19 protein-coding genes are annotated in these 24715 nt (G+C 60.8%); 11 read left to right on the forward strand and 8 right to left on the reverse strand.

What is annotated here, in order from left to right; genetic code table 11:
- Nucleotides 1-39: 39 nt before the first annotated feature.
- From ACILSR_RS19115 to araD, 5 genes are all read right to left on the reverse strand, one after another.
- Nucleotides 40-3234, reverse strand: a complete 3195-nt coding sequence (locus ACILSR_RS19115) for a PAS domain S-box protein (protein ID WP_395751400.1) — start codon at nucleotides 3232-3234, stop codon at nucleotides 40-42.
- A 108-nt stretch (nucleotides 3235-3342) separates the two neighbouring features.
- Entirely contained in the window at nucleotides 3343-5424 is a 2082-nt protein-coding gene (locus ACILSR_RS19120) for a response regulator (RefSeq protein ID WP_395751401.1), read from the reverse strand.
- Between the two features lie 7 nt (nucleotides 5425-5431).
- Nucleotides 5432-7045, reverse strand: a complete 1614-nt coding sequence (locus ACILSR_RS19125; protein ID WP_395751402.1) for a sensor histidine kinase — start codon at nucleotides 7043-7045, stop codon at nucleotides 5432-5434.
- A complete protein-coding gene (locus ACILSR_RS19130) occupies nucleotides 7033-7605 on the reverse strand; it encodes a hypothetical protein (protein WP_395751403.1) in 573 nt (190 codons plus the stop codon). Before ACILSR_RS19130 ends, ACILSR_RS19125 begins: the two co-directional genes overlap by 13 nt.
- Before the next feature lie 483 nt (nucleotides 7606-8088).
- Nucleotides 8089-8787: an L-ribulose-5-phosphate 4-epimerase AraD gene (gene araD, locus ACILSR_RS19135; protein WP_395751545.1), complete on the reverse strand. Its 699-nt coding sequence runs from the start codon at nucleotides 8785-8787 to the stop codon at nucleotides 8089-8091.
- A gap of 125 nt (nucleotides 8788-8912) precedes the next feature.
- On the opposite strand from araD, the gene ACILSR_RS19140 reads away from it, so the two are divergent.
- Genes ACILSR_RS19140 through ACILSR_RS19165 form a run of 6 tightly spaced genes read left to right on the forward strand, consistent with a single transcriptional unit; the run spans nucleotide 8913 to nucleotide 17172 of the window.
- Nucleotides 8913-9914, forward strand: coding sequence for an AAA family ATPase (locus tag ACILSR_RS19140; RefSeq protein ID WP_395751404.1), 1002 nt, complete (start codon nucleotides 8913-8915; stop codon nucleotides 9912-9914).
- 13 nt (nucleotides 9915-9927) lie between these two features.
- Nucleotides 9928-10848, forward strand: a complete 921-nt coding sequence (locus ACILSR_RS19145) for a DUF58 domain-containing protein (RefSeq protein ID WP_395751405.1) — start codon at nucleotides 9928-9930, stop codon at nucleotides 10846-10848.
- Between the two features lie 26 nt (nucleotides 10849-10874).
- Nucleotides 10875-11405, forward strand: coding sequence for a DUF4381 family protein (locus ACILSR_RS19150; RefSeq protein ID WP_395751406.1), 531 nt, complete (start codon nucleotides 10875-10877; stop codon nucleotides 11403-11405).
- Nucleotides 11402-12430: a VWA domain-containing protein gene (locus tag ACILSR_RS19155; protein ID WP_395751407.1), complete on the forward strand. Its 1029-nt coding sequence runs from the start codon at nucleotides 11402-11404 to the stop codon at nucleotides 12428-12430. Before ACILSR_RS19150 ends, ACILSR_RS19155 begins: the two co-directional genes overlap by 4 nt.
- A 5-nt stretch (nucleotides 12431-12435) precedes the next feature.
- On the forward strand, nucleotides 12436-14523 hold the full coding sequence (locus ACILSR_RS19160; protein ID WP_395751408.1) for a VWA domain-containing protein: 2088 nt from the start codon (nucleotides 12436-12438) through the stop codon (nucleotides 14521-14523).
- Between the two features lie 54 nt (nucleotides 14524-14577).
- Nucleotides 14578-17172 (forward strand): BatD family protein, encoded by a 2595-nt coding sequence (locus ACILSR_RS19165; protein WP_395751409.1) that lies wholly within the window; start codon nucleotides 14578-14580, stop codon nucleotides 17170-17172.
- A gap of 179 nt (nucleotides 17173-17351) precedes the next feature.
- Here the strand turns inward: ACILSR_RS19165 and ACILSR_RS19170 are convergent, their stop codons facing one another.
- Entirely contained in the window at nucleotides 17352-17879 is a 528-nt protein-coding gene (locus ACILSR_RS19170) for a ferritin (protein ID WP_395751410.1), read from the reverse strand.
- 192 nt (nucleotides 17880-18071) lie between these two features.
- Between ACILSR_RS19170 and ACILSR_RS19175 the strand changes: the two genes are divergently transcribed.
- Nucleotides 18072-19325 (forward strand): MFS transporter, encoded by a 1254-nt coding sequence (locus ACILSR_RS19175; RefSeq protein WP_395751411.1) that lies wholly within the window; start codon nucleotides 18072-18074, stop codon nucleotides 19323-19325.
- 1 nt (nucleotide 19326) lies between these two features.
- Here the strand turns inward: ACILSR_RS19175 and ACILSR_RS19180 are convergent, their stop codons facing one another.
- On the reverse strand, nucleotides 19327-19710 hold the full coding sequence (locus ACILSR_RS19180) for an ATP-dependent Clp protease adaptor ClpS (RefSeq protein WP_395751412.1): 384 nt from the start codon (nucleotides 19708-19710) through the stop codon (nucleotides 19327-19329).
- Nucleotides 19711-19851: 141 nt separating this feature from the next.
- Here ACILSR_RS19180 and ACILSR_RS19185 point away from each other — a divergent pair, with 141 nt between their 5' ends.
- Entirely contained in the window at nucleotides 19852-20109 is a 258-nt protein-coding gene (locus ACILSR_RS19185; RefSeq protein WP_395751413.1) for a hypothetical protein, read from the forward strand.
- Between the two features lie 6 nt (nucleotides 20110-20115).
- Here ACILSR_RS19185 and ACILSR_RS19190 read toward each other — a convergent pair whose 3' ends face one another.
- On the reverse strand, nucleotides 20116-20661 hold the full coding sequence (locus ACILSR_RS19190) for a hypothetical protein (RefSeq protein WP_395751414.1): 546 nt from the start codon (nucleotides 20659-20661) through the stop codon (nucleotides 20116-20118).
- Nucleotides 20662-20788: 127 nt separating this feature from the next.
- On the opposite strand from ACILSR_RS19190, the gene ACILSR_RS19195 reads away from it, so the two are divergent.
- From ACILSR_RS19195 to ACILSR_RS19205, 3 genes are all read left to right on the forward strand, one after another.
- Entirely contained in the window at nucleotides 20789-22348 is a 1560-nt protein-coding gene (locus ACILSR_RS19195) for a PA14 domain-containing protein (protein ID WP_395751415.1), read from the forward strand.
- Nucleotides 22349-22371: 23 nt separating this feature from the next.
- A complete protein-coding gene (locus ACILSR_RS19200; protein WP_395751416.1) occupies nucleotides 22372-23880 on the forward strand; it encodes a hypothetical protein in 1509 nt (502 codons plus the stop codon).
- Between the two features lie 63 nt (nucleotides 23881-23943).
- Nucleotides 23944-24666 (forward strand): ABC transporter ATP-binding protein, encoded by a 723-nt coding sequence (locus tag ACILSR_RS19205; RefSeq protein WP_395751417.1) that lies wholly within the window; start codon nucleotides 23944-23946, stop codon nucleotides 24664-24666.
- Nucleotides 24667-24715: the final 49 nt, after the last annotated feature.

Here is a 24715-nt window from a genome sequence, read left to right on the forward strand (position 1 = left end):
CACTTAGTCTAACGCTTTGGGCGTCAGAGACTTTTAGATTTACAACGGCTCCAAATTGGGAGCGGCCATCAGCGCAAGCAGATGATGATCGGGGCCACGCAGCACAGCATCGAGCGTTTTGAGCAACGTTTCCGCGGTGTAGGGTTTGGGGATGAAGTTTTTGACCCCTGCGTTCGCTGCTTTCTCCTCCATTCCAGCAGCATTCATGCCACTGGCGGCGATGATGCAGATGTCTGGATTCATGCGCATGAGCACCTGAATGGTGGCCGGCCCATCCATGAGCGGCATCATCATGTCCGTGATCACCAGGGCGACTTCTTCGCGATGAGTGGAATAAAGCGACACAGCCTCGGCACCGTCCGCAGCCAGCAGGACACGATAGCCGAAGGTTTCCAGAGTCTGCTTGGTGATCTGCTGCACTCCAGCTTCGTCATCGACCACCAGCACCAGTTCGCCATTGCCACGCGGAAGCTCCGCAGGGGCGTGCACTTCCACATCTTCGGCGGCGGTGATATGCGCCGGCAGATAGATGTGGAATGTGGTGCCCTTTCCGACCTCGCTCTCCACGCGCAGCCAGCCATGGTGGCTTTTGACGATGGCCATGACCGAGGGGAGGCCAAGCCCGGTGCCTTTGCCCAGTTCTTTGGTGGTGAAAAACGGCTCAAAGATCCGCTCCATCACCTCCGGTTGCATGCCTGTTCCGCTGTCCTCCACCTGGATGTGGAGACAAGGGCCTGGCCTGGCGCCTGAAGTCATGGAGGCGGCCTGCTCGTCCACGATCAAATTTCTCGCCGACAGCTTCAAGACACCGCCATTGGGCATGGCGTCACGGGCATTGACACAAAGATTGAGCAGCACCTGGTGGATCTGCGTGGGATCTCCCTGCACAGGCCACAAACCCGCTGAAGTTTCATAGCGAACCTGAATGCTTTTCAAAAAGGTCTCGTTGGTGATCTTCGCGATCTCCTTGAGCAGGTGACCGACCTGCACGGCCAGCTGGCGCCCTTCCACACCCCTGGCAAACGAAAGCACCTGCTTCACCAGATCCGCCCCACGTTTGGCGCTGCACTCGATGGTGCCGAGAATGTTCTGCTTTTGCGCACTGCGCTCCTGGAGCTTTAAAAGCTCGATGGACATCAGGATGGGAGCCAGCACGTTGTTGAGGTCATGGGCGATGCCGCCCGCAAGCGTGCCGATGCTCTCCATGCGCTGGGAGCGCAGAAACTGCTGCTCAAGTTTTTTGCGCTCAGTGATGTCGGTGTTGATCGAGAGGATGGACTTGTGGCGGCCGAGGGAATCGCTGATGAGCGTCCAGCGTGACTCGACGATCACCATCCTGCCTTTTTTGTCGTACTGCTGCAATTCGCCGGCCCATTCGCCATGCGTCATGACTTCGTTCAACACGGCGAGAAACTGGGCCGGGTCACGGCTGAGCAGATCCATCTGGGAACGATCCTGCACCTCGGCGGCCTGCCAGCCATAGAGTCGTTCCGCGCTGCGATTCCAATAGACAATGCGGTGCTCCTCCAGCCCGCAGACGATGATGGCGTCCCGCGCCTTGTCCAGGAGCGAGGCCTGCTCGCGGATCTTATCCTCGGCCATTTTTCGCTGCGTGATGTCACGCATGATGCACTGAAGACGACCGTCGGGAAGAATGGTGGCGCTGACCTCCGCAGGAAAAAGAGTGCCGTCTTTGCGTCGGCAGAGCCACTCGCTGCGCACGACCTCTCCTTCGCTCAAGCGGGAAACCTCCGGAAGGATTCGAGCCATCTCTCCGGACGCCACCATGTCCACGTAGCCCATGCGTACGAGCTCCTCGCGCGTGTAGCCGAGCATCTGACAGGCGGCGGCGTTGACTTCCAGCAGACGTCCCGCGGTGTTTGACACGAGGATGCCGTCAGAGGCGGATTCAATGAGCGTGCGAAACTCGGCCTCACTCGCCCGGAGAGCCAGCTCAGCCTGCTTGCGGGTGGTGATGTCCTCGGAAAAGATGATGAGACCGCCGATGGTGCCGTCCGCCTTGTGCCAGGGACGGATCTCCCAGCGAATCCAGTCGATGGAGCCATCCGCGCGGACGAATTTTTCATCATCGCATTTCTCCACCACACCCGTGAGACAACGGCGGTGAATTTCCATCCAGTGCAATGGCACGTCAGGAAAAACTTCGTAATGACTGCGCCCGACGACGACCTGATCTCCCAGGCGGTAGTCCTCCATCCAGCGCAGGCTGACGACCAAATACCTCATGTTATGGTCCAGCATGGCGATGGCCGCCGGGCTGTGTTTGACACTGAGGCGCAGCTGCTCCTCGCGCTCTTGAAGCGCGAGGGTGCGTGCCTTGACCTGACCAGCCAGGATCCAGCTCCAGCCACCAAGCAAGGTGACGAGGGAGACAAAACCCAGGGCTGCATAGCCGAGGCCGCGCAGGTAGGGATGACCGTCCAGGGTCTGCCCGAACCATTTTTTTTCGATGACGCCAAGCTCCCTGGCACCCACATCCTCGAACCCTTTTTCAACCAGCTGAAGCAGGCTCGTATTGCCCTTGCGGACCGCCCGGTGAAACTCCCCGATGCTGACGGGCTCGGACATGCGGAACTCGGACTCAAGGCCCAGCTTCTGCAGAAAGTATTGGGCGGGCGGCTTGTCCACCACGAAGACGTTCACCTTGCGTTCGTTTGCAGCGGTGATGATCGCCTCATAGTTGTTGTACAACAGCATGGGGGTGATGTCATTTTCCTGCAGAAGCTTGACGGCGGTGTCTCCGAGTTTGGCCGCCACAGGGAAGCCACGCAGCGAGGCGAGATTGTTGATGCCCGAAATGGAGGAGCGGAAAAAGATGGGAACCTCGATGGCGGCATAAGGCTTGCCAAAGGACAGGTAGGCGGTGCGCTCCTCGGTTTTGAAAATGGCATCGATGACATCGAACTCCCCGGCTTTCATCCTGCGGACGGCATCGCTGAGATCCATGCCATGAATCTCAGCAGTGACTCCCGTGCGCCTTTCCCAGACGCGCCATTGATCGATGATGATGCCCTGGAGCGCGCCTTCGCTGTTCCTGAAGACATAGGGAGGGAAGTTGTCATCCGTCACCACGCTGATGGTGTGCAGAGGCTGCTGCTGCTGGCCGCGAAGGTCCAGGCAGAAGAGCAGGGCGGAGACCAAAACCAGTGTGAAGCGCAGGCGGCCGCAGCACATCCCAACACTCCGCCCACCCATGGTCAAAGATGGAGACAAATCGTTGAGACTGGGAGATGCGGCCCTCATCCTTCAGGCCCGGTTTGAGGTGCTGAAAGCCTGCGCGCGATCATTGGCAAGGTGACGACATTCATTGGATTCACTGGCTTAGGCTGCAAGAGCGAGAGGCTGCGTGGCGAGAACCGTGTTGAGCATGCTGAGCAGGGTTTCGGCGGTATAAGGCTTGGGGATGAAGTGCCTGACGCCGGCGCTTGTGGCCTTGGCCACCATGTCCTTCACGCTCAGGCCGCTGGCGGCAATGATGCGCACATCCGGATTCATCCGCATGAGCACCTGAATGGTGGCCGGGCCGTCCATCACGGGCATCATCATGTCTGTAAGCACCACGGAGATGTTCTCCTTGTGGGCTGCGTACAAGGTCGAGGCCTCGACGCCGTCCGACGCGGGAAGCACGCGGTAGCCAAAGGATTCCAAAGTCTGCCCGGTGATGCGGCGCACGGGGTCTTCGTCATCGATGAGAAGCACAAGCTCGCCATTGCCGCGGGTCATGGCCACAGGAGCAGGAGGAGGAGCGCTGGCGCCGACCTCCGCCTGTGCGGGAAGATACACCTGGAATTTGGAGCCCTTGTCCAGCTCGCTGGAAACACGGATGAAGCCCTGATGGCTCTTGATGATGGCGAGAGCGGAAGAAAGCCCAAGACCGGTGCCTTTGCCAAGCTCCTTGGTGGTGAAGAAGGGCTCGAAGATGCGGTCCACAACCTCCGGCGGCATGCCGGTGCCGGTGTCTTCCAGTTCGATCACGATGTATGAACCCGCTTTGGCGCCGGCGATCATGGCGGCGCATTGAGCATCCAGCACATGATTGCTGGCGCTGAGATTGATGGTGCCGCCGTTGGGCATGGCATCGCGCGCGTTGACGCACAGGTTGAGGAGCATCTGGTGGATCTGCGTGGGATCTCCCTGCACGACCCACAGGTCGGCGGGGATGTCGCTGTTGACGCGGATGTTCTTCACGAAAGTTTCAGCGGCTATTTTTTCAATGCCTTTGAGCAGGTGGCCGGCCTGCACCTCCACGCGCTGGCCTTCGACCCCACGGGAGAAGGAAAGCACCTGGCGCACCATGTCCGCCCCGCGCCGTGCGCTGTTTTCAATGGTGGCGAGCACGCCCATGCGCATTGCATCCTGCTCGTGCAGTTTCAGCAGCTCGATGGACATCATGATGGGAGTCAGCGCATTGTTCAGATCATGGGCGATGCCGCCTGCTAGCGTGCCCAGGCTTTCCATGCGCTGGGCGCGCAGGAGCTGCTCCTCCACTTTCTTGCGCTCGGTGATGTCTGTGTTGATCACCAGAATGCTGCGCGGCCTGCCGTCAGCCTCCAGCAGCAGCGTCCAGCGTCCTTCCACCACCAGCCGGCGGCCGTCATGGCCGATCTGCTGAAGCTCGCCGTCCCATTCCCCGGTTTCGATGACCCTGTTGCATGCCTGCTGGAAGGTATCGGTGCTGCGGTCGCTGAGGTCAGCCATCAGACGTCCGATGGCCTCCGCGGCGGTCCAGCCGTAGAGGCGCTCCGCGCTCTTGTTCCAGTAGGTGATGCGGTGATCGAGTCCGCACACCAGGATGGCATCTCTGGAGAGATCGAGGAGGGAAGCCTTTTCGAAGGTGGCCTGCTGAGAAGCCTCAAGCTCCTGCGTGCGCTGCTTCACGCGCTGCTCCAGCTCCTGCATGTGCAATTTGGACTCCAGAAGCAGGCGCGATTTTTCGGTCAGAGAAATGGCCAGCTGCAACACCTCGATGATGTCGAAGGGCTTCTTCAAAATGAGCATGCGGTCACGCGGCTGGATCTGCTCCTGCACATCACTCCAGCAGCAGTCGGCATAGGCGGTGCAGATGACGATCTGCATGTCCGGACAGACCTGCCAGATCTGACGCGTGGTCTCGATGCCGTCCCAGCCGGGAGGCATGCGTACATCGACGAAGGCCATGGCGTAGGGCCGGCCCTCGGCCATGGCGCGCTGGACCATGTGCAGTCCCTCCTCCCCCTGGGAGGCGGTGTCGATGGTGAAGGTCTGGGCCTGCTTGGTGGTGCCGAAGAGGGCCGCTTCGGCCGCGTCGAAATCGTCATCCGCGGCATCGGCGGGGGCCAGGATTTTGCGAAAGTCCTCGTGGATCGACCGGTTGTCATCGATGACAAGGATGCGCCGGTTGGTGGTTGTCGTTGGAGTTGTCATGGTTGGATCAGATTTCGAGTGGCAGCGTCAGGGTGAAGGTGGCGCCGCGGTCTTTTCCCGCGCTGTAGGCGGTCAATGTTCCGCCCAGCTCCTTCGCGGCCAGGGCGCCGCTGTGCAGGCCGAAGCCGTGCCCCTGCTTTTTGGTGGTGAAGCCGTGGGAGAAAATGCGTGTGAGGTTTTCAGGAGGAATGCCGACGCCGTTGTCCGTCACGGAAATCTCGATCATGCCCTCCTGGTTTTGCACAGCCCGCACCTTCAGCAGGCGGTCGCCCTCGCAGCGGTCCAGGGCGTGCTTGCCATTGCTGAGCAGGTTTACCAGGATCTGCATGACCTTGTGGCGGTCCGTTTTCAGCTGCGGCACGGGAGAGATGTCGCGCGCAACATTGACTTCGTGACGGCTGAAGCTGGCGGCGTTGATGCGGATGCTGTCGTCGATCAGATCCTCGACGGAGAGGTTTTCGACAACGCCTGTGCCGCGGGCGTAGCTCTGCTGCATGGCCACGATCTCCTTGATGTGGTCGATGTTCTTCTGCAGCATGGCCATCTCCTGCAGGATGGCCTGCTGAGGCTCCACTAGACGCACCGCCAGCTTCTGCAGGAAGTCCGGCAGCGCCTTGCCACGCGGGTCTGTGGTGAGAAACGCAGGGAGGTCCGCCGAGTTCTGCTGCAGGAGGTCCGCCACCTTTTTGAGGCTGTCGATTTTGAATTCGCGGACCTTGGTGGCGGCGAGTTCGGCGGAAACGCCGACGCTGTTGAGCACATTGCCAACGTTGTGCAGCACGCTGGTGGCCACCTCCGCCATGCCGGCCAGGCGCGAAGTTTCGAGCAGCTCAGCCTGAGTCTTGTTAAGCTCCGCGGTGCGTTCCACCACCTGGCGCTCGATCTCGACATTGCTGCCTTCGAGGGTGGCCCGGCGCAGGGCTATCTCCTGCATTTCCTGAAGCATGCGGCGAACGGCGACCATGAGGATGGCGTCTTCGAAAAGAACCCAGCCTGCATGCTCCACCCAGCGCCAGGGACTGGCGGTGAGCACGCCAAACACCGACTGAGGCCAGAAGAGTCCGCGCATGAGATGGTCCGCTGCGACCACCGCGGTGGCCGTGACGAGCACGCGCCAGTCGCGATAGAAGGCAATGAAGGCCAGCGAGCCGAAGACGTGGAAGTGAGTCTCGATGCGTCCTCCGGTGAGGTGGATCAGCAATGCGGAAGTCAGCATCTGAGCCGCGGCGATGACGTGGCGGGTCACGACGAGTCCCGGAAACTTCCACGCCATCCACACGGGAAAGCCGGTGATCAGGCCGCCGAGCAGGAGGGAGGCCCAGACGTGCATGTTCACCTGGCTGGAGGCTCCGATCCAGGTCTGAGGAGAAATCCACAGGGCAGCCGCCACACCGGCCAGCCACTGGACAATCATGAGCCGGGCAAACAGCTGGTCCGTATGCCGGTGAAGCTCATTCTCCGCCGCGCGGAAGAGCACAGATGCGCGCTGCTGCAGTGTGGTATCAGCGTCCACCTGCGGCGATGGTTCTGCCATGGCGCGGGTTTGCTGGCGTGACTTGCTGGATGAGGCACGCAGCAGCGTGGATTCTGGTGGCAGTGTATTGGCGGCTAGAGCTGACATGCGGTGCATTTCTCCGTGGTGGGTTTCCATCCAAGCGCACAGCCGAAGACCGGGGTGCCAAGTGAATGTGTGGTTGTCTGGTTCAACAAACTTTCGATGGCATCGCGCCCGGGATTGTCTCCGGCATGGCCGCGGGCAAGGGTGATCCCGCCCTGAAACATGAGGCCGCCACCTGCCGTGTAGAGCAGCGTCTGCCCGGAGGTGATGGCTTGAAATCGACGAGCCTCCTGTCCTTCGTAGTCAATGCCGACTTTCACTCCCGGGATGGCTGCCGCCGCATGCCAGAGATCGGTTTTGACCCAATCCTCGGACACGCCCTCAGGCTGAATGAAAAGCACCTGGGCGCTGAGCTTTCCCTGACAATGAGCGATGATTTGCTCGAGTTCGCCGATGCTGGCACGGGAGCACGGACAGCGAGGATGAAGGAACATCACGAGCTGAGTCCGTGTGGAGTCACGCGGCACCAGGCTGGCTGCCGGCCACTGGACGGGTGCCTCACCCACCGGGCCGGCGGTCTGTGCGTACTGTGCCATGAGCAGGCTGCCAGTGAGCACTACCACGAGCCAGACTCCGGCGATCGCCGTGGTGAACTTCGACGCTGAAGAAACGTAACAGTCGCCCCCTAGTGGCGCATCAGGCGTTGGGGTCGAGTGAGTTGGGTTGGGTGTGACAAATTCGAACACCCATAAATATAAGTATCAGCCATAATTTTACCCAACTAAGCCATGCCTTATTTCACACGCCCGAACCGTTTAGACCTCGAGATTTTCTATCTCGAAGTTTCTAGAGACCGCTGTCCAGAGGCAGGTCCTGGGAATCGGGATTGCTCTGTGGCATGGGTGCGCGCAGGGCTCGGTCGCCATTGAAGCTCTCGCTGTGGGCGTGTTTATAACCGGCCGGATCGATCGTCCGCCAGAGACGATCCCGTTTTTCACTGGAGCAAGCAGCCAGGAGGAGCAAAGCCAGCAGGCCAGACAGGGCAGGCAGAAGGCGCGAAGTGCGCGAGGGAAACCGGAAGATCTTCACAGGAGGACAGGGGTAAATTATTTCTGACCGTAATAGGCGCCCGGCCCGTGCTTGCGCAAATGGTGCTTTTCCAAGATATGGCTGGGGATGGAGCTTATGGCCGGATTGAGCGTGGCGGAGCCCAGGGCCATGTGAGCGCACATTTCGAGTGCGATGCTGTTGTTCAGCGAGTCCATGGCGTTCTTGCCAAAGGTGAAGGGCGCATGGTGGAGCTGGAGCACGGCGGGCATTTCGAGCGGACTCAGCTTCAGCTCGCGCAGCCGCTCCACGATGGCGACGCCAGTGAAATGTTCGTAATCCTGCGCCACCTCCTCAGGAGTGAGAGCACGCACGACAGGAACGGTGCCATGAAAATGGTCCGCATGGGTGGTGCCGTAGCAGGGGATCTCACGACCTGCCTGGGAAAACATGGTGGCATGCAGGCTGTGGGTGTGGGTGATGCCGCCGATCTCGGGAAACTCACGGTAGAGCACCAGGTGTGTCTTCGTGTCCGACGAAGGGCGCAAAGTTCCCTCCACGACCCTGCCCTCGAGGTCGAGCACGACAATATCCGCAGGTTTGAGAGCCAGATAGTCCACGCCGCTGGGCTTGATGGCCCACAGGCCGGAGGCGCGGTCGATGCCGCTGACGTTTCCCCAGGTCAGGCGTACGAGGCCGCTGGGTTCCAGGGCGCGGTTGGCAGCACAAACTTGTTCGCGGAGGTCTTGAAGGGTCATCAGGCGCATGAAAGCCCAAACGTCTTACAATTCCAGCAACATAAACCGGCCCGCCGGGCGTTAATACATTGATCCTTGAAGGTTGACGTGGAGAATGCCCCCGTTGACCTGTACGCTTACCCACAATGCCAGCCTCTGCCGCTCCCCCATCCGTTCCTGATCAGGAAGCCATCCTCAAAGCCTCCTCCTGGGTGGCTCCTCTTCGAACCGAGATCGCCCGTGTGCTGGTGGGCCAGACAGCACTGGTGGACCGGCTGCTGGTGGCGCTGCTGACAAACGGCCACGTGCTGCTGGAAGGGGTGCCGGGGATCGCCAAAACGCTGGCGGTACGCACGCTCTCGGGCACTCTGAAGGCCAAGTTTCAGCGCATCCAGTTCACGCCCGACCTGCTGCCTGCGGATGTCATCGGCACCATGGTGTATCATCCGAAAGACGGAACTTTCACGCCACGCCTCGGCCCGATTTTTGCCAATCTGGTACTGGCGGACGAAATCAACCGTGCTCCGGCCAAAGTGCAAAGCGCACTGCTGGAGGCCATGCAGGAGCGGCAGGTGACCATCGGTGAAAACACCCACAAGCTGCCCGATCCATTCATGGTGCTGGCCACGCAAAACCCGATCGACCAGGAGGGCACCTACACGCTGCCGGAAGCGCAGCTGGACCGCTTTCTGCTCAAGGTGCGCGTGACCTACCCGACGCCCGTCGAAGAGCGCATGGTGCTGGATGCCATGGCCACCTCCGCCCCGAAGCTGGAAGTGAGCCAGGTCACCGACACCGCCGCCATCAGTGCGAGCCGCGCGGTGGTGAACGACCTGTTCATGGATGAAAAGATCCGCGACTACATCGTCGCGCTGATCCATTCCACGCGTCATCCGGAGGTGCTGGCACCGCATTTGAAGCTGCTCATCCGCTGCGGGGCCTCTCCGCGTGGCACCATCAATCTGGCGCTGGCCGCCAAGGCGCTGGCCTTCCTCCACGGCCGCAACTACGTCATCCCGCAGGACATCAAGGACCTGGCCCCCGACATTCTGCGCCACCGCATTCTGCTTTCGTATGAAGCCGAGGCGGAAGGGGTGTCCACGGACGATGTTGTCAAGACGCTGCTGGACAAGCTGCCCGTGCCTTAACACCGCCCAAATCGTGAACGGGGAAACTGAGCAGAACGACAACGACGCCAGGCTCACGCGCATCTTGAAGCGCGTGAGGCGGATCGAGCTGCTCACGCGTGGCATGGTGAAGGAGGTGCTGGGCGGCCAGTACCACTCCCGCTTCAAAGGCCAGGGCATTGAGTTTGATGACTTCCGTGAATACCAGCCCGGAGATGACGTGCGCTTCATCGACTGGAACGTGACCGCGCGAATGAACGACCCGTTTGTGCGGAAGTATGTGGAGGAGCGCGAGCTGACCGTCATGCTCTGCGTGGATGTCAGCAGTTCCGGAGACTACGGCAGCCAGGAAGACTCCAAGCGCGAACGTGCGGCGGAAATTGCGGCGGTGTTTGCCTTCAGCGCGGTGCAGAACCAGGACAAGGTGGGGCTGACGCTGTTCTCCGACGGAGTCGAACATTACCTGCCGGCACGCAAAGGAGCGCCGCATGCGCTGCGGATACTGCGGGACATCCTGAACAACCAGCCCAAAAGGCAGGGCACGGACATCAAGCCCGCGCTGGATCTGGCGCTCGAACGCATCGCGCATCGAGCGCTGGTGATTGTGGTGTCAGACTTCATCACGCCAGACCATGCCTGGGAAAAAAGCCTGCGCGCCGTGGCCGCCAAGCATGACGTGGTGGCGGCGCAGATTCTGGACCCCCGCGAACTCACGCTGCCGAATGCAGGGAGAGTCTGCCTGGAAGACCCCGAAACCGGGGAGCAGATTCTCGTCAACACCTCCCACCCTGCGGTGCGCGACCTGTATGAGCAGCGTGTGACGGAGCGCCAGGATGCACTCGTGCACCTGCTGCGGCGCTGCGGTGTGGAGCGGATCACCATCCGCACGGATGAGGACTATGTGCCAGCCTTGAAAGCTTACTTTCGCTCACGCCGGAGGAGGAAACGGGGATGAGCAGCGGCATTTTTACAATTCACTCCATGCTGGCGCAGTTTCCGGGCGTGCCGCCGCTGCCGCACCCTGAACTGCCACCGCCAGACACGGTGGATCTGCCGCCGGCCTGGTGGATTTTCTGGGCCGTCATCCTGGTGGTGCTGCTGCTGATCGTGCTGATCGTCTGGCTGCTGCTGCGTCCTAAACAGCCGCCGCCTCTGCCACAGCGGCAGCCGTGGACCTCGGCTTTCCGGTCGCTGAATGACCTGCGCACGCGCATCCAGTCCATCCCACCGCAGGAGATGAGCCACCGCATCTCGAACATCCTGCGGCGCTACCTGCAGGAGCGTTACGCCGTGCCGGCGCCGGCCCGCACGACGCGTGAAATTTTCGACGTCCACACAGAACGGAGACCCGGAGCCCCCATCCCCCGCGCGCAGGGATTGTGGCTGGAGCGGTTCGAACCTGTGGCACACCTGTGCGACGACATTTCCTTCATGCCCGCCCCGCGCACCATTGAGGAATCGACCATGCTCATCGACCAGGCGCTTGCGCGCATGCAGGAGGAAAAGGTATGACCATCCCGGGCATCCCTGCTTTTCAGATCCTGCATCCGCTGTGGCTGGCGCTGCTGCCCCTGCTGCCCCTGCTGGCGATGCTGCGCGGAGCACGGGGCAAACGTGCGTCCATCAAATTTCCCACCACCTCTCTGCTGCGCGATCTGGGCAGACCGGTGCGCAAGGGGCTCGGCGGCTTCGTCTTTGGGCTGGTGCTGACCTCCATGGTCTTCGGCATCGCTGCCCTGTCGCGACCGCAAAAGGTGCTGTCCTACGACGAGGAGAAGGCGGAGGGCATCGCCATCATGCTGACGGTGGATGTCTCTCTGTCCATGCTCATTGAGGACTTCTACATTGGCGGGCATCCGGTGAACCGGCTCACCGCCGCCAAGCGAGTGATGGCAGATTTCATCAAAGGCCGGCGCAGTGACAAGATCGGCATCGTGGCGTTTGCCGGCGAGACCTACCTGCCCTGCCCGCTCACGCTGGACCGTGACTGGCTGATCAACAATCTGGACCGCGTGCAGACCCAGCGTGTGGGAGACGGCACGGCCATCGGCTCCGGAATCGCCTCCGCGGCCAACCGCATGAGGCGTGAAAAATCCCCGAGCAAAGTCATCGTGCTGCTGACGGATGGCGCGAACAACTCCGGACGCCTGAGCCCGCAGGATGCGGCGAAGCTGGCCGCCACCCTGGGAATCAAAATATACACGATCGCGATCGGCACACCGGGCATCCACAGCATACCGGACCCGAAGCGGGGCACGTTCACCCCCCTGGGGCAGCAGCTGTTTGATGAAGGCACGCTCAAAGAAGTGGCCGCGATCGGCAGCGGTCAGTTTTACATGGCGCAGAATCTCAACTCCCTGAGCGACGTTTTTGAGACGATCAACAAGCTCGAAAAGGCCAAGATCGAGCACCACAAGATCATCGAAACCGAAGAGCTTTTCCCATGGCCGCTGAGCGTGGCCGCCATCGCGCTGTTCCTGGCCCTGCTGCTTTCCCTGACCGTTTTGCATTCAGCCCCTGAACCGGTCGCCACCTAGCTGACATGAGCTTTGCCCATCCCCACCTGCTCTGGTTTTTGCTGATCATTCCCGCCCTGCTGGGAATGAAGCTGCTGGTGGATGCGCACGGCACGAAGGCCGAGCGCCTTTTCACTGCGGCGCGTCTGCGGCCTGCGCTGGTGCTGGGACGCTCTCTGTGGCGCTCATGGCTGGCCTACGCCCTCTACACCCTGGCGATGGCATGCATCATCGTGGCGGTGGCGCAACCGCGGTGGGGCGACGAAAAGCTCGAAATTCCCGACAAGGGCCGCAATGTCTTCATCGCCATCGACACCTCGCGTTCCATGCTGGCACGAGATGTTCATCCGGACCGCCTGACCCGTGCCCGGCTGGCTGCGCACGACCTCGTCATGGAACTGAGCGGTGAGCGCATCGGACTGCTGGCCTTTGCAGGCCGCGCCTACCTCCAGGCGCCGCTCACGACCGACCATGACGCCATCATTGAGTCGCTGCTGTCGTTTGACCACACGATCATCGAGTGGGGAGGCAGCAATCTCCCCGATCTGCTGGAAGTGACGCTCCGTGCAATCAAGAGCCTGCCGAAGAGCAATTACGCCCTGGTCATATTCAGTGATGGCGGGGATGCGGACGCGAATCTAGTGCCCTACATCAAACGGCTCTCAGAAGCAGGGATTATCGTCGTCACCGTAGGGGTCGGTACGGAGAAGGGCTCACTCATTCCCAATCCCGAAGTGCAGGGAGACTACATCCGGGACCAGGCAGGCAACGTGGTGCAGACAAAACTTGAAACCGGGGTGCTGCAGCAGCTGGCAGCGGCCACCAACGGGCGGTTTCTCAGACTGGACACCCAGCCGCTGGACCGGCAGGCACTCCTGCCAGTGCTGGACCGCCTGTCCGAGCAGCAGGCCGCCAACCGGCAAACTTCGAAGCCGATTGAGCGCTTTGCCTGGCCCCTGAGTCTGGGTATACTGCTGCTTATGTTTGCCTGGATCATCAGCGCCCTGCCCCGCCCCGCCGCACGCCCTGTCGTGCTGGCGCTGGCTGTCGTCACTTTTCTGCCGGCACCCGAAGCACAGGCGGCTGACGCCGGGAGTCTGCTTTCCGCCATTTTCTCTCCGAGCGGGCCCACGCCGGAAGATGCGCGGCAGGCGCTCGAAAACCGTGATTACAGACAGGCGCGTGACCTTTACGCGAAGCTTCTGGAGGAATACACCAATGCACGGATCACCCCAGAGTCCCGGATGAGCTCCGGAAACGCACTGAGCCGGGCCTTTGGCATGGTGAAGGGCATCAACCGTTCCTCGGACGAGAATCAGAAACTGAAGGACGAGCTGACCTACGGCCTTGCCACGGCTGAGCATGACCTGACGAACTACGACTCCTCCGTGAGGTATTTCAGCGAGGTCCTGCATTCACAAAACAAATCGATGCAAGCACGTGCGCATCAGGGCATCGGTCATACGCTTTATGACCAGGGCGCGCTGGGTCTGCAAAAGCAGCCGAAGATCACACGCCAGCGCTGGGTCGATGCGCTGCACCATCTGGACGCGGCGCTGGAACTCGACCCCGACAACAAGGAGCTGAAAGAAAACCGTGATCACGTGGCAAAAATGCTCGCTCAACTGAATCAGGCGATCAAAGAGATGGAGCAGAAGCAGGGTCAAAAGGGCCAGAAGGGGGACAAGGGTCAGAAAGGTCAGAAGGGCGAACAGGGTGAAGACCAGTCCGGCGGAGAAGGAGAAGAGGGAGAGTCTGGCAAAGATGGCAATGACACCGACGGCAACGGCGAAACCCAAAAACAAAAGGAAGTCAAAGGCGAGAAGAAAGAGGCGGACGACGGCATCGGCGGCAAGGACGCCAAAGAACTGCCTGAAGGCCGCCTTCAGGCCGCGGGAGAAAAGCCTGGCGAAGAGGACGGCCAGAAGCCCGGCGGCGCAGGTGGCGAGGAAAAGAAGCAGTCTCCCCAGGAAAAACAAGGCGACGAACGCAATCCGCGCACGGGATACACCCGCGGAGAGGCGGAGGGCATCATCCGCCAGTACATGGACGAGATCACCGCTCCGTTGACGAACCGTTACCACACCCCTCCAGTTAACAAGAAAGACTGGTGAGCCGCCGGCTGACGCAACGACCAATCCCGAATGACGAATGCAACTCCAGCCCGAATGACACAAAGCCTCCCCTCCCCCTCAGTCCATGCACGGACCGCAGGTTTTGCCGGCCATGTGTGGCGTTCGCATTCCGGCTTCCTGCAGGCGCTCCTGCTGCTGGCAATGATGATCGGCAGCGCCTCGGCAGCCACCGTGCGCGCCTACATGCAGCCGGAAAGCGTTCACTTGGGAGAGCCTGCAAAATACGTCATCACGATACAGAATGGCACGCTTCAGAGCGTGCCTCAGCTTCGTCTTCCGGTGCAGATCCGACTGAACTCCCAGCTTCAGATCCTCCGCAATGCCGATGGCAATCGAATAGGCATCCAGCTCTCGTGGGATGTCTTGGGCACGGAGCCCGGTGAGTTTGTCATCCCGCCCCAGGAAATTCTCGTCAACGGCGAAGTCGTCAAAACTAATGAGGTGCGCCTGGTGGTGAGCGAGGCGCGCGCTGCCAATGCCGCTGCGGATGATGCGAACACCCCGCTGCTTCAGATCGAGGTTGGCAAGACAGAAGTTTATCAAGGAGAGGTGGTTCCCATCAGCGCCAGTCTTTTTGTGCCACGCAGCACGGTGGTGCTGCGCCGGGTGGGGCTGATCGATGTGAACAAAAGCGACTTTGCCATTCCACGCTTTCCCCAGCAGGCTGAAACATCTGACACCCTCATCAATGGCATCGCCTACTCCATCATCACCTACCGCAGCACGCTTTCCGCGCTGCATGCGGGAGACCTGAAAGTTGGCCCTGCCACGAGTGAGCTGGTGTTTGATGTGATCAACACGCAAAGACAAGGGCAGAGGCAGGTGCCGCCCGGCATGCCGCTGCCCTTTGGCATGTTCATGGGCGAGGCGGAAACCCGCAAGCAGGTCGTCAAGAGCCAGGAGGTGAAGATGAAAGTTCTCCCCCTGCCAACCGAAGGCAAACCCGACACCTTCAGCGGCGCCGTCGGGGACTTCAGCATCAACGCGACCGCCACTCCGAACGAGCTCAAAGTCGGTGATCCGCTGGCGGTGGACATCATCATCGACGGCACGGGCAATTTCGAAGCGCTCAATCCCCCCAGCCTTGTCCCGCCGGATGGCTGGAAGGCCTATCCGCCGCGACGATACAATGCGGATGGGATGATGGATCCAAACGCGCCTCCCGCCTCCCAGCGCCGGATCGGATATGCAATGATTTTTGTTCCCGAAAAAGTGCATGCCCAGCTCCCGCCTTTCGAGCTGAGCTTTTTCAGCCCGACTCAGAAGAAATATGTCTCTGCGCGCACGTCTCCCATCGCCCTGCGCATCACACCCGGGGCCGTGGCGGCCACGGTGGCAGGCGTGGAAGGAGGCAGCGGCGGCACAGAAGCCCCGAAGCCTCCGCCCGTGTTTCAACCCAAGCCCCAGATCAGCGACATCCTCATGAATTTGCCGTCCAAGGCGCGGTGGCTCGACACCACCGTTGCCAGTGCACCGCTGACCAGCAGCTCACGCTTCTGGGCCATTCAGTCGATCCCGGCGGCACTGGTGATTCTGGCGTCACTTTTCACCTGGCTCAAACGGCGGCGCAGCGAGTCCACCCAGGGACTGCGGGGTGAGCTGCAGCATCTTTGGCGTGGCCTGGAGGAAAGCTCGCTCACTGATCGCGATTTCCTGCAGCGCGCAGCCCACTTCATCCACCGCAGCCAGCCGGGAGAAGTCAAAGATGAGGAGCTGCGCAAGATCATCAGCCGGTATGAGACGCAGAGTTTTAAGGCGACTCCCGGAGAGGCGCAGGGGCTTGGCTCCGCAGAGCGCAGCCGCATCCTCTCCACCCTGGCGCCCCTGCTCAAACGCACGGTCATGTTCACCGTGGCGTTTGCCATGCTCTCGCTGGGCGCCAGCGCAGCCGAAACCACCCCTGACGAAGGCTACCAGAAGGCACGCGAAGCCCTGGAAAAAGGCAAGTACACCGATGCGCAGTATCTCGGCGAACTGCTCACCAAACGGCAGCCGCCGGCTCTGAGCTCCGCTGTTTTCACCCTCATTGGCAACGCCCGCTACCGGCAGGATGATCTGGGCCGTGCCGCCCTGTGGTATCAGCGCGCGCAGCTTCTGGACCCGTTGAATCCAGAGGTGCGCCAGAACCTCCGCCACATCGATGACAAGCTGCGCTTTTTCCGCTACGGGGAAAGTTCGCCGCTGGCTGAGGTCAGCCTGCTGCTGAATAAAAACACCTGGATCATCGCGGCCTCTGCGGGCGTGTGGATCATCTTGCTGGCCCTGGCGCGCTATATCCTGCGAGGCCCCCGCCGAAAAGCCAGCCTCGCCTCCGTGCTGATCTTCAGCCTTTTAGGCCTGTTTGTGTTTGTGCCTTCAGCCACCTTCGCCGCCATCCGGCCGGCGCCGGCAAACCGGGTGAAGGATGTGATGGTCGTCACCGGGCGTGACGTCCGCGCATACACCGCCGCGACGGTCACTTCCGGCGATGTCATCGCCCTTCCGCCGGGCAGCCAGGTGCGCATGCTCGAGAAGCGAGGCGCCTGGAGCTACGTTGAAATCCCCCGCAGCGAGGAAAACCTGCGTGGGTGGATCGAATCTGCCACCTACACGCCGCTCTGGCCCTGGGACGTCAATCTGCTGCCGTAAGGTTGCTTAGACCACCTCTCAAAACCTTGTCACATTGCCCGATGGCGGTGCGGCCCCCTTGGCCTCGATAATCGCTCGCCTGTTATTATCTCAGACAGCAGACGACGAGCGCAGCGTGCCACTGGGGCTGCTGCGCTCGCCGGTCAAAATGCCCCTCTATTCGAAGGTTTGACTGGAACTCACGGACGACCGCCGGTGCTGGGGCCGCCGCCGGCGCCCGGACGGTTGCCGGCCTCACGGTCGAGGACGAGCAGACTGGCGGTGTCATTGCCCGCAAGCTTCAGGCGGTCGAGCATGTCACGGACGGTTTTCTCTTCCTCCATCTGCTCGTTGAGGAACCAGAGCAGCAGGTTCTTTGAAGCATGGTCTTTGACCTGCTCGGCCACTTCATACAGGTCATTGATCTGCTGGGTGACCTTTTCCTCCTGCTTCAGGCTGTATTCAAAAGCGTCGACCACGGAATCGTAGTCCATCTTCGGCTGGGCGATCGGCTGCAGTTCCACCTTTGCATCGCGGTCCACCAGGTACTGGTAGAACTTCAGCGCGTGCGTGGTTTCCTCGCTGCTCTGGGCAAACATCCACTTCGCAAAGCCTGTGTAAGGCGTGCGTTCAAACCAGCCCGCCATTGCGAGGTAAACATAGCTGGAGGACATTTCATTGTTGATCTGCTCATTAAGCAGCTGCGTAAGTTTGGGGTTGAGAGTCATGGTGTGTGGCTGGGTTGGAGTTTCTGCAGAGATTGAATCAGCAAGGGGAGCGCAGCGCAAGAGCATGCAGATGATTTTTTACGTGAATAATCTGAGGCATCCACTCAATAGGCTGAGCACGGATGTATTGCTTTCATTTGAGCCAGTACACGCCACGATGAGACACCTCCAGCGATGCCTTCCGACACCGCAATGACTTCACCTCAACATCATCCGCAGGTCGTGCGGCGGAATTTCATCTGCCACTGCCTGGAGGGAGGATTGTACATGGGCGGCGTGGCTTTCCTTCAGCCGGAAACAGTCATGCCGAAGATGGTGGAGCAGCTCGGCGGGCGCTCGTTGATCATCGGCATCATGCCGGCGATCCTGCCTGCGGCCTTTGCCACGGCGGGGCTTTTTGTATCGCCCCTGGTGGAGCGCCTGACGAAGTTCAAACCATGGGTGATGGGCTTCGGCATCCTGCAACGGCTGCCGTACCTCATCACCGGTCTGCTGCTATGGTTCTGGCAGGATGCCGGGCCCTGGCTTCTGCCCCTGGTGGTGCTGACTCCGGTGGTCTCCGGCCTGATCGGTGGCGTGGGTGTAGTGGCATGGATGGAGATGGTCACGCGCATGGTGCCGGAGCGGGTGCGTGCCGCTGGCTGGGCCGTGCGCTACATCACCCAGGCATGCATCGGCATGGTGGCGGGTGCGGTGATCCTGCAGGTGCTCACCCATCTGCCGGGACAACGGGGATACGCCGTGCTGCACCTCATCACCTTCGGCTTTTTGCTGCTCTCCTGGCTTTCCCAGAGTTTCATGCGCGAGCTGCCCGCCGCACATCACTACCATCCTCATTCTGGCAGCTACTGGAGCTACCTATGCAGCCTCCCTGGCCTGCTGTGCAAACAGCCGCTGCTGCTCAGGCTCATCGCCGCGCGTTTCACCGGCACGGGGTATCTCATGGTGGTCTCCTTCCTGACTTTGCATTCGCTGCACAGCCTGGGCAGACCGGAGGCGGATGTCGGGCATTTTGTCTCCTTCCAATACATTGGCACCATTCTGGGCAGCATGCTCGCAGCCTGGATGGGCTATCATCAGGGCGGCAGGATGCTGCTGATCCTGTCACGACTCGTTTGTGTGGTCCTATGCCTTTGGGCCAGCCTGACCCATTCCTTTAGCGGCTTCACGACCGCTTTCTTTGTGCTTGGTTTCGGCCTCTATCTCGACCGGGTGGGAGATCTGACACTCGCCGCCGAACTGTGCCCGTTGGAACGCCGATCCACGCTGCTGGCCATCCTTGGCTTTTGCAATGTGGGGTCGCTGCTGCTTGCCACAAGCCTGGGTGGCAAGATCTACTCCCTCACGGGTTCGTTTTACCCCGTGGCCTGCCTCGCGGCAGTCATGTCGGTGCTTTCCATCTGGATCCTGCGCGGCATTCCGGAGCCGCGCGTTAAGAGAGCCTAGACTACTCAGAGCACTCGATCAGGGCGCGCATGGAAACCTGGCCCTGGGGGCTGGTTTCCATGGGATCCGGGCCAAACTCCTCGATCTGCTGCTGGCGCAGCTCGGCGAGTTCCTTGTGCACAGTCGCCACGATCACGCGCCCGCAGTCATTCACCTCATTGGCCATGCGTTTGCCGATCTCATAAGAATAGCCAAAAATGGCATTGAGCATCCGGATCACGTACTCAAAGGAATGCAGCTGGTCATCCAGCAGAATGACATGCCAGGGAGGCTCCAGTGCGGGCGGTGCCGTATGCGGCTGCACGCGAGGCCGCTGCGGGACCACGCGCGGCTGCCGCGGAGCCACGGGGGAGGTGGCGCAGCGAATTTCAGCAGGGGGGATCATTCCAGCCAGTATGCCTCAGAACCCCCGTTTCTCAAGCACTGCGTCTGCCACGCGCCCACCCCTGCGATTTAATGCGCGGATTTTGCGCTCATGGTGGCACAGGCTTGCCCCGGGAGCTGAAGACATGGCAGACTTCCCGAAATGAATCCTTCCATCTGCCGCACTCTGAGCACGATCTGTTTCCAGGCGGGAATACTCTCCGTCATCCTTTCCATCTGGAGCTGGTGGTTCTTCAATGGCGACACACCTGAAGAAGCGGCGCATGCCGAGCGCCTGGGCATTTTCATCGGGCTTTGGGCCCCCACACTGCTCATTCTCTCCAACCGCTTTGACCGCTATGCCGACAAGGCCAAGGAACTGCCAGGGCTGCACAGCGATGTGAGCAGGGAAGAAGCCTGAGGCGGATCACATCGGCTCGCGGCCGGTGCTTTCCACAAACTGCTGGCGCAGGCCTTTATAAGCCTGCTGCCATTCGTCCACCACCCGCTGCAGCTCCATCACCTGCTTTTCCAGCATGGCGATGCGGGACTGCTGCATCACGTCTCCCACGACGGCCTTGTCGTCCGGGCGTCCGGTGCCGATGAAAGTGGTGGCCGCACTGCGCACATGGTGCGGGCTGGCCTGGAACCAGGACAGATCCACAAGCCGCGCCTCGGTGTTGTCCAGACAGTTGATGATCGTCACCGATTCATCGATTTCGCCGGTGGCCAGGAATTCCTGGATGGTCGCCACATTCGTGGGGCCGTAGAGGTAGTTGTCCGGCATCTGCACCAGGAAATCCATCTGCAGTTCCGCGATCATCGGCGCGCGCTGCCAGCTCATGCGGTTGTCGCTGGAAATCTTGTCGAGCGGAGAAACCTTGGCATCGGCCGCCCAGCCTCGAAGGGTTTCGAGATCTTTGGCCTCATATACTTCCTTGTCCGAGGCTTTGAGCAGATACCAGGTGTGCATGGAAAAGAGATAACCAAATTCCCTGCCCTGCGCCAAGCTGAAAGTTCGAATGAAATAAACTCAGGGGCAAATTGACGCCTCCGTTTCGCAAGGCAACCTCCGCAGCCTTCGTATCAACGCGCCTCCTATGACCCGACTGCTTTCCGCCCTATTTCTCGCCGTGGCCTCCGCCGGAGCCGCCGAGCCCGCCGTCTTCTCCATCAAAACGATGACGGCGCAGATGAAATATGACACCGCTGAACTGGTGGTGCAGCCAGGCCAGGCGGTGAAGATCACCTTTGAAAACGGAGACGACCTGCCCCACAACCTCGTTTTCTGCCAGCCGGGCACGGACACCGCCGCCATGGCGCTGAAGCAGATGGAAAAGCCTGAGGAGGCGCTCAAACGGAACTGGCTGCCCGACGACAAGCGCATCTGGGCCCACTCCAAGATGCTGAACCCCCATGAAAAGGAGACGCTCAGCTTCTCCGCCCCGGAAAAGCCCGGCAGCTACCCCTATGTTTGCACCTTCCCCGGCCACGCACTCACCATGCGAGGCACGTTGAAGGTGGCCGCGATGGCAGACATCCTGCATGACCTCAAGTTTGCCCTCTATCTTGGGGACTGGAAAAATCTCCCGGATTTCTCCAAGCTGACACCGCACCGCGAGGGCAAGATCGAGGACAACCTGCTGCAGGTGAAGCTGGACGACTACAAAAACGAATTTGGCGTCGTTTTTACCGGCAAGCTCATCGCGCCGAAGAAAGGCTCGTATCGTTTTTATCTCTCCAGCGACGACGGCTCTCGCCTGCTGATCGACGGCAAGGAAATCATCCTCTATGACGGCATCCATCCTTCGGGAGACATCAAGGAGCAGGGAACCACGCTCGAAAAGGGCGAGCACGAGTTCCGCCTGGAATACTTCCAGGGCGGCGGTCAGATCGAACTCTACGCGGCATGGAAAGGCTCTGATACGCAGATCACGCCGCTGTCCAAATGGCTGCACCCGAAATGGCAGGGCGGCACGAAAAAGCAGAAGGAGTTCGATCCCATCCCGCTCGCGGTCACGAACGAAGCTGTGATCTACCGCAATTTCATCCAGGGGGCGGGGAATCGCGGCATCGGCGTCGGCTACCCTGGCGGAGTCAACATCGCCTGGAGCGCGGAAAGCATGAACCTCGCACTGATCTGGCGCGGAGCCTTCATGGATGCCGCCCGGCACTGGAACTCCCGCGGTGGCGGCCATGAAAAGCCGCTGGGCTACGATGTGCTGCAGCCCACCGGAGAAGCCACGCCCGCCTTCTTCATCACGGACAAGCCGGAAGCCGAATGGCCGAAGTGGGACAAGACCACACGCTTTGACGGCTTCCACTGGCAGGGTTATTCGCTGGACGCCAAGCGCAGCCCCACTTTCCGCTACACCTGGCAGGGAGCGGAGATCGAGGAATCTTTCGCGGTCGAAGGGGACGGGAACAAGCCTGATGGCAAGGCGAAGCTGATCCGCACCATCAAAGTCTCCGGCAAACTGCCCGCCAACGCCTGGTACCGCATCGGCAGCGGTACTTTTGAAAACAAGGATGGCGCGTTTCTTAGCAAAGCATCCATCCCCTTCCGCATCGCTGCGGCGGGCGCTCAGCTCGCAGGCCAGAATCTCGTGATCCCCGCCAAAGAAGGCACCATGACAGTGACCTACCAGTGGGCCCAGTAATTATTTCCCCGTCACGCACAGCCATGAAACGCCTTCTCATTCTTTCTCTCCTCTGCACCCCGCTGTTCGCCGCCGATCCTGTCGAGGCTGATTATTACAAGATCACCACCTTTGCCACGCCCAAGGAAACGGCGCTGGAGGTAGGTTCGATCGACCTGATGCCGGATGGCAAGCTCGCGCTCGGCACACGCCGCGGCGAGATCTGGATCGTCAGCGGTGCCGGCAGCAATGACGCCTCAAACGTCAGCTACAAGCTCTTTGCCTCCGGGCTGCATGAGGTGCTCGGCATCGCCTACAATCCGAAGGACAAAAATCTCTACGCCACCACGCGCTATGAGATCACCCGGCTCAAGGACACCGACAACGACGGTCGGGCGGACGTGTTTGAAAACGTGAACGACAGCTGGGGAGTCTCCGGTGACTACCACGAGTACGCCATCGGCAGCCGCTTTGACAAGGCAGGAGATCTGTGGGTGACGCTCTGCCTGACTGGCTCCTTCAGCAGCGCGGTGCCATTCCGCGGCTGGGCGCTGCGCATCAAGCCGGATGGAACCATGGTTCCGACCTGCTCCGGCATCCGCAGCCCCGGGGGCATCGGATTTGATGCGGATGGCGAAGCCTACTACTGCGACAACCAGGGTCCATGGCATGGCTCCTGCACCCTGCAGCATCTGGTGCCCGGCACCTTCCAAGGACATCCCGGTGGAAACATCTGGTACGATCTGGCGCCAAACATGGGGCCGCGCCCGATCGATCCCCTGCCCGAGGCATTCCAGGGCGACAGAGGCCGCAAAGAAAAGCGAGACGGAGGAGACCCGGACCGCATGGTCACGGAGCGTGAGCGTATCAAGCAGCTTGTCCCCCCCGCCGTTTATCTCGTGCACGGGAAGATCGGCAACTCCGCCAGCGCCATCATCTGCGATCTCAGCGCCGGCAAGTTTGGCCCCTTCAGCAAGCAGCTTTTTGTGGCGGACCAGAGCCATAGCAATCTGAGCCGCGTCTATCTCGAAACGGTGAACGGCATCAAGCAGGGTGTGGTGATCCCCTTCCGCAGCGGCTTTGCCAGCGGCATCATCGGCGGGCGCATGGATGAGGAAGGCCGCGTCTTCGTCGGCGGCAGTGACCGTGGCTGGGGCGCTCGCGGCGGGAAGCCCTTCTGCTTTGAGAAATGCGAATGGACCGGCAGGACACCTTTCGAAGTGCATGAGATGCATGCGAAGCCGGACGGCTTTGAGCTTACCTTCACGCAGCCGGTCGATCCCGCCAGCGCCGGCGATGTGAAGAGCTACAGCATGCGCGAATTCACCTATGCGTACCGCGAGCAGTACGGTGGCGAGGAGGTTTCTGAGATCCTGCCCAAAATCACCGCCGCCAGCGTGTCCGCGGACGGCAAATCCGTGCGCCTCACGATCTCTCCGCTGACCAAGGGGCACATCCATGAGCTGCATCTCGACGGCGTGCTGAACAGTGAAAAAACTCCGCTGCTGCACAAGGTGGGCTACTACACGCTGAATGAGATTCCGGCGAAGTAGCCGCACCAGGCGGGTCGCGTGAATGCTTGACCGCACCTGACGGTCGCGGTCTAGTGCCTGCGCATGCACATTGAATTGAACGATTTGTCGAAGCGGTTTGGAAGCACGACCGCACTCGACCATGTGAATCTCAATGTGCCGCCGAGTTCGATCATCGCGGTGCTCGGAGAAAATGGCGCGGGCAAGTCCACGCTGCTGTCGCTGCTGGCCGGTGTTCTGTCGCCGGATGACGGTCTGATCCGCTTCGACGGGCAGTCCTTCAGCCGGGAGAAACTGGAGCTGCGCAAACGGCTGCTCTACACACCGGATGTGCCGCTGATGTTCATGGACCGCAGCATCGCTTCAAACATCGCCACCTTTGCCGCATTGTATGGCACAAAGGTTGAGAACCACGAAGTGGAGCTGACGCAGCTGCTGGAGGAGACCGGCATCGCCGCGCTGCTGAACCGCAGCGCTGGCTCTTTGTCACGCGGCCAGCTTTGGAAGGCATTCATGGCCTGTGCCGCCACGGTGGAGCCGGAGCTCTGGCTGGTGGACGAACCCTTCGCCTCAGGCATGGATGTGATCGGCATGGGAGTGTTCCGCCGTCTGGCCCGCAAGCTGGCAGACGCAGGCAGCACCCTCTTTTACACCACGCAGATGGTCGATCTGGCCGCAGGATTTTCAGATCACGTCTGTGTGCTGCGCCAGGGGAAGATCGTGCTGTGGGAGACGAGCGCCAAAGTGCTGGAAATGATCCGCGCCACACCTGAAGGCCAGGAGAATGTGCTGCGCGGCCTGCGCTGAACATCCGCCATGTTTTTTCACCATCCAGCATCTGAAGCAAGCCTCCGCC

Source organism: Prosthecobacter sp. (assembly GCF_044222565.1).
GTDB lineage: Bacteria > Verrucomicrobiota > Verrucomicrobiia > Verrucomicrobiales > Verrucomicrobiaceae > Prosthecobacter.

Bases quoted from the DNA above. Each gene is read 5' to 3' on its own strand.
- ACILSR_RS19170 (WP_395751410.1), bottom strand. From the start codon at position 17,879: ATGACTCTCAACCCCAAACTTACGCAGCTGCTTAATGAGCAGATCAAC.
- ACILSR_RS19165 (WP_395751409.1), top strand. From the start codon at position 14,578: ATGACACAAAGCCTCCCCTCCCCCTCAGTCCATGCACGGACCGCAGGT.
- ACILSR_RS19200 (WP_395751416.1), top strand. From the start codon at position 22,372: ATGAAACGCCTTCTCATTCTTTCTCTCCTCTGCACCCCGCTGTTCGCC.
- araD (WP_395751545.1), bottom strand. From the start codon at position 8,787: ATGACCCTTCAAGACCTCCGCGAACAAGTTTGTGCTGCCAACCGCGCC.
- ACILSR_RS19205 (WP_395751417.1), top strand. From the start codon at position 23,944: ATGCACATTGAATTGAACGATTTGTCGAAGCGGTTTGGAAGCACGACC.
- ACILSR_RS19195 (WP_395751415.1), top strand. From the start codon at position 20,789: ATGACCCGACTGCTTTCCGCCCTATTTCTCGCCGTGGCCTCCGCCGGA.
- ACILSR_RS19185 (WP_395751413.1), top strand. From the start codon at position 19,852: ATGAATCCTTCCATCTGCCGCACTCTGAGCACGATCTGTTTCCAGGCG.
- ACILSR_RS19175 (WP_395751411.1), top strand. From the start codon at position 18,072: ATGACTTCACCTCAACATCATCCGCAGGTCGTGCGGCGGAATTTCATC.
- ACILSR_RS19150 (WP_395751406.1), top strand. From the start codon at position 10,875: ATGCTGGCGCAGTTTCCGGGCGTGCCGCCGCTGCCGCACCCTGAACTG.
- ACILSR_RS19140 (WP_395751404.1), top strand. From the start codon at position 8,913: ATGCCAGCCTCTGCCGCTCCCCCATCCGTTCCTGATCAGGAAGCCATC.
- ACILSR_RS19190 (WP_395751414.1), bottom strand. From the start codon at position 20,661: ATGCACACCTGGTATCTGCTCAAAGCCTCGGACAAGGAAGTATATGAG.
- ACILSR_RS19160 (WP_395751408.1), top strand. From the start codon at position 12,436: ATGAGCTTTGCCCATCCCCACCTGCTCTGGTTTTTGCTGATCATTCCC.
- ACILSR_RS19155 (WP_395751407.1), top strand. From the start codon at position 11,402: ATGACCATCCCGGGCATCCCTGCTTTTCAGATCCTGCATCCGCTGTGG.
- ACILSR_RS19125 (WP_395751402.1), bottom strand. From the start codon at position 7,045: ATGTCAGCTCTAGCCGCCAATACACTGCCACCAGAATCCACGCTGCTG.
- ACILSR_RS19180 (WP_395751412.1), bottom strand. From the start codon at position 19,710: ATGATCCCCCCTGCTGAAATTCGCTGCGCCACCTCCCCCGTGGCTCCG.
- ACILSR_RS19120 (WP_395751401.1), bottom strand. From the start codon at position 5,424: ATGACAACTCCAACGACAACCACCAACCGGCGCATCCTTGTCATCGAT.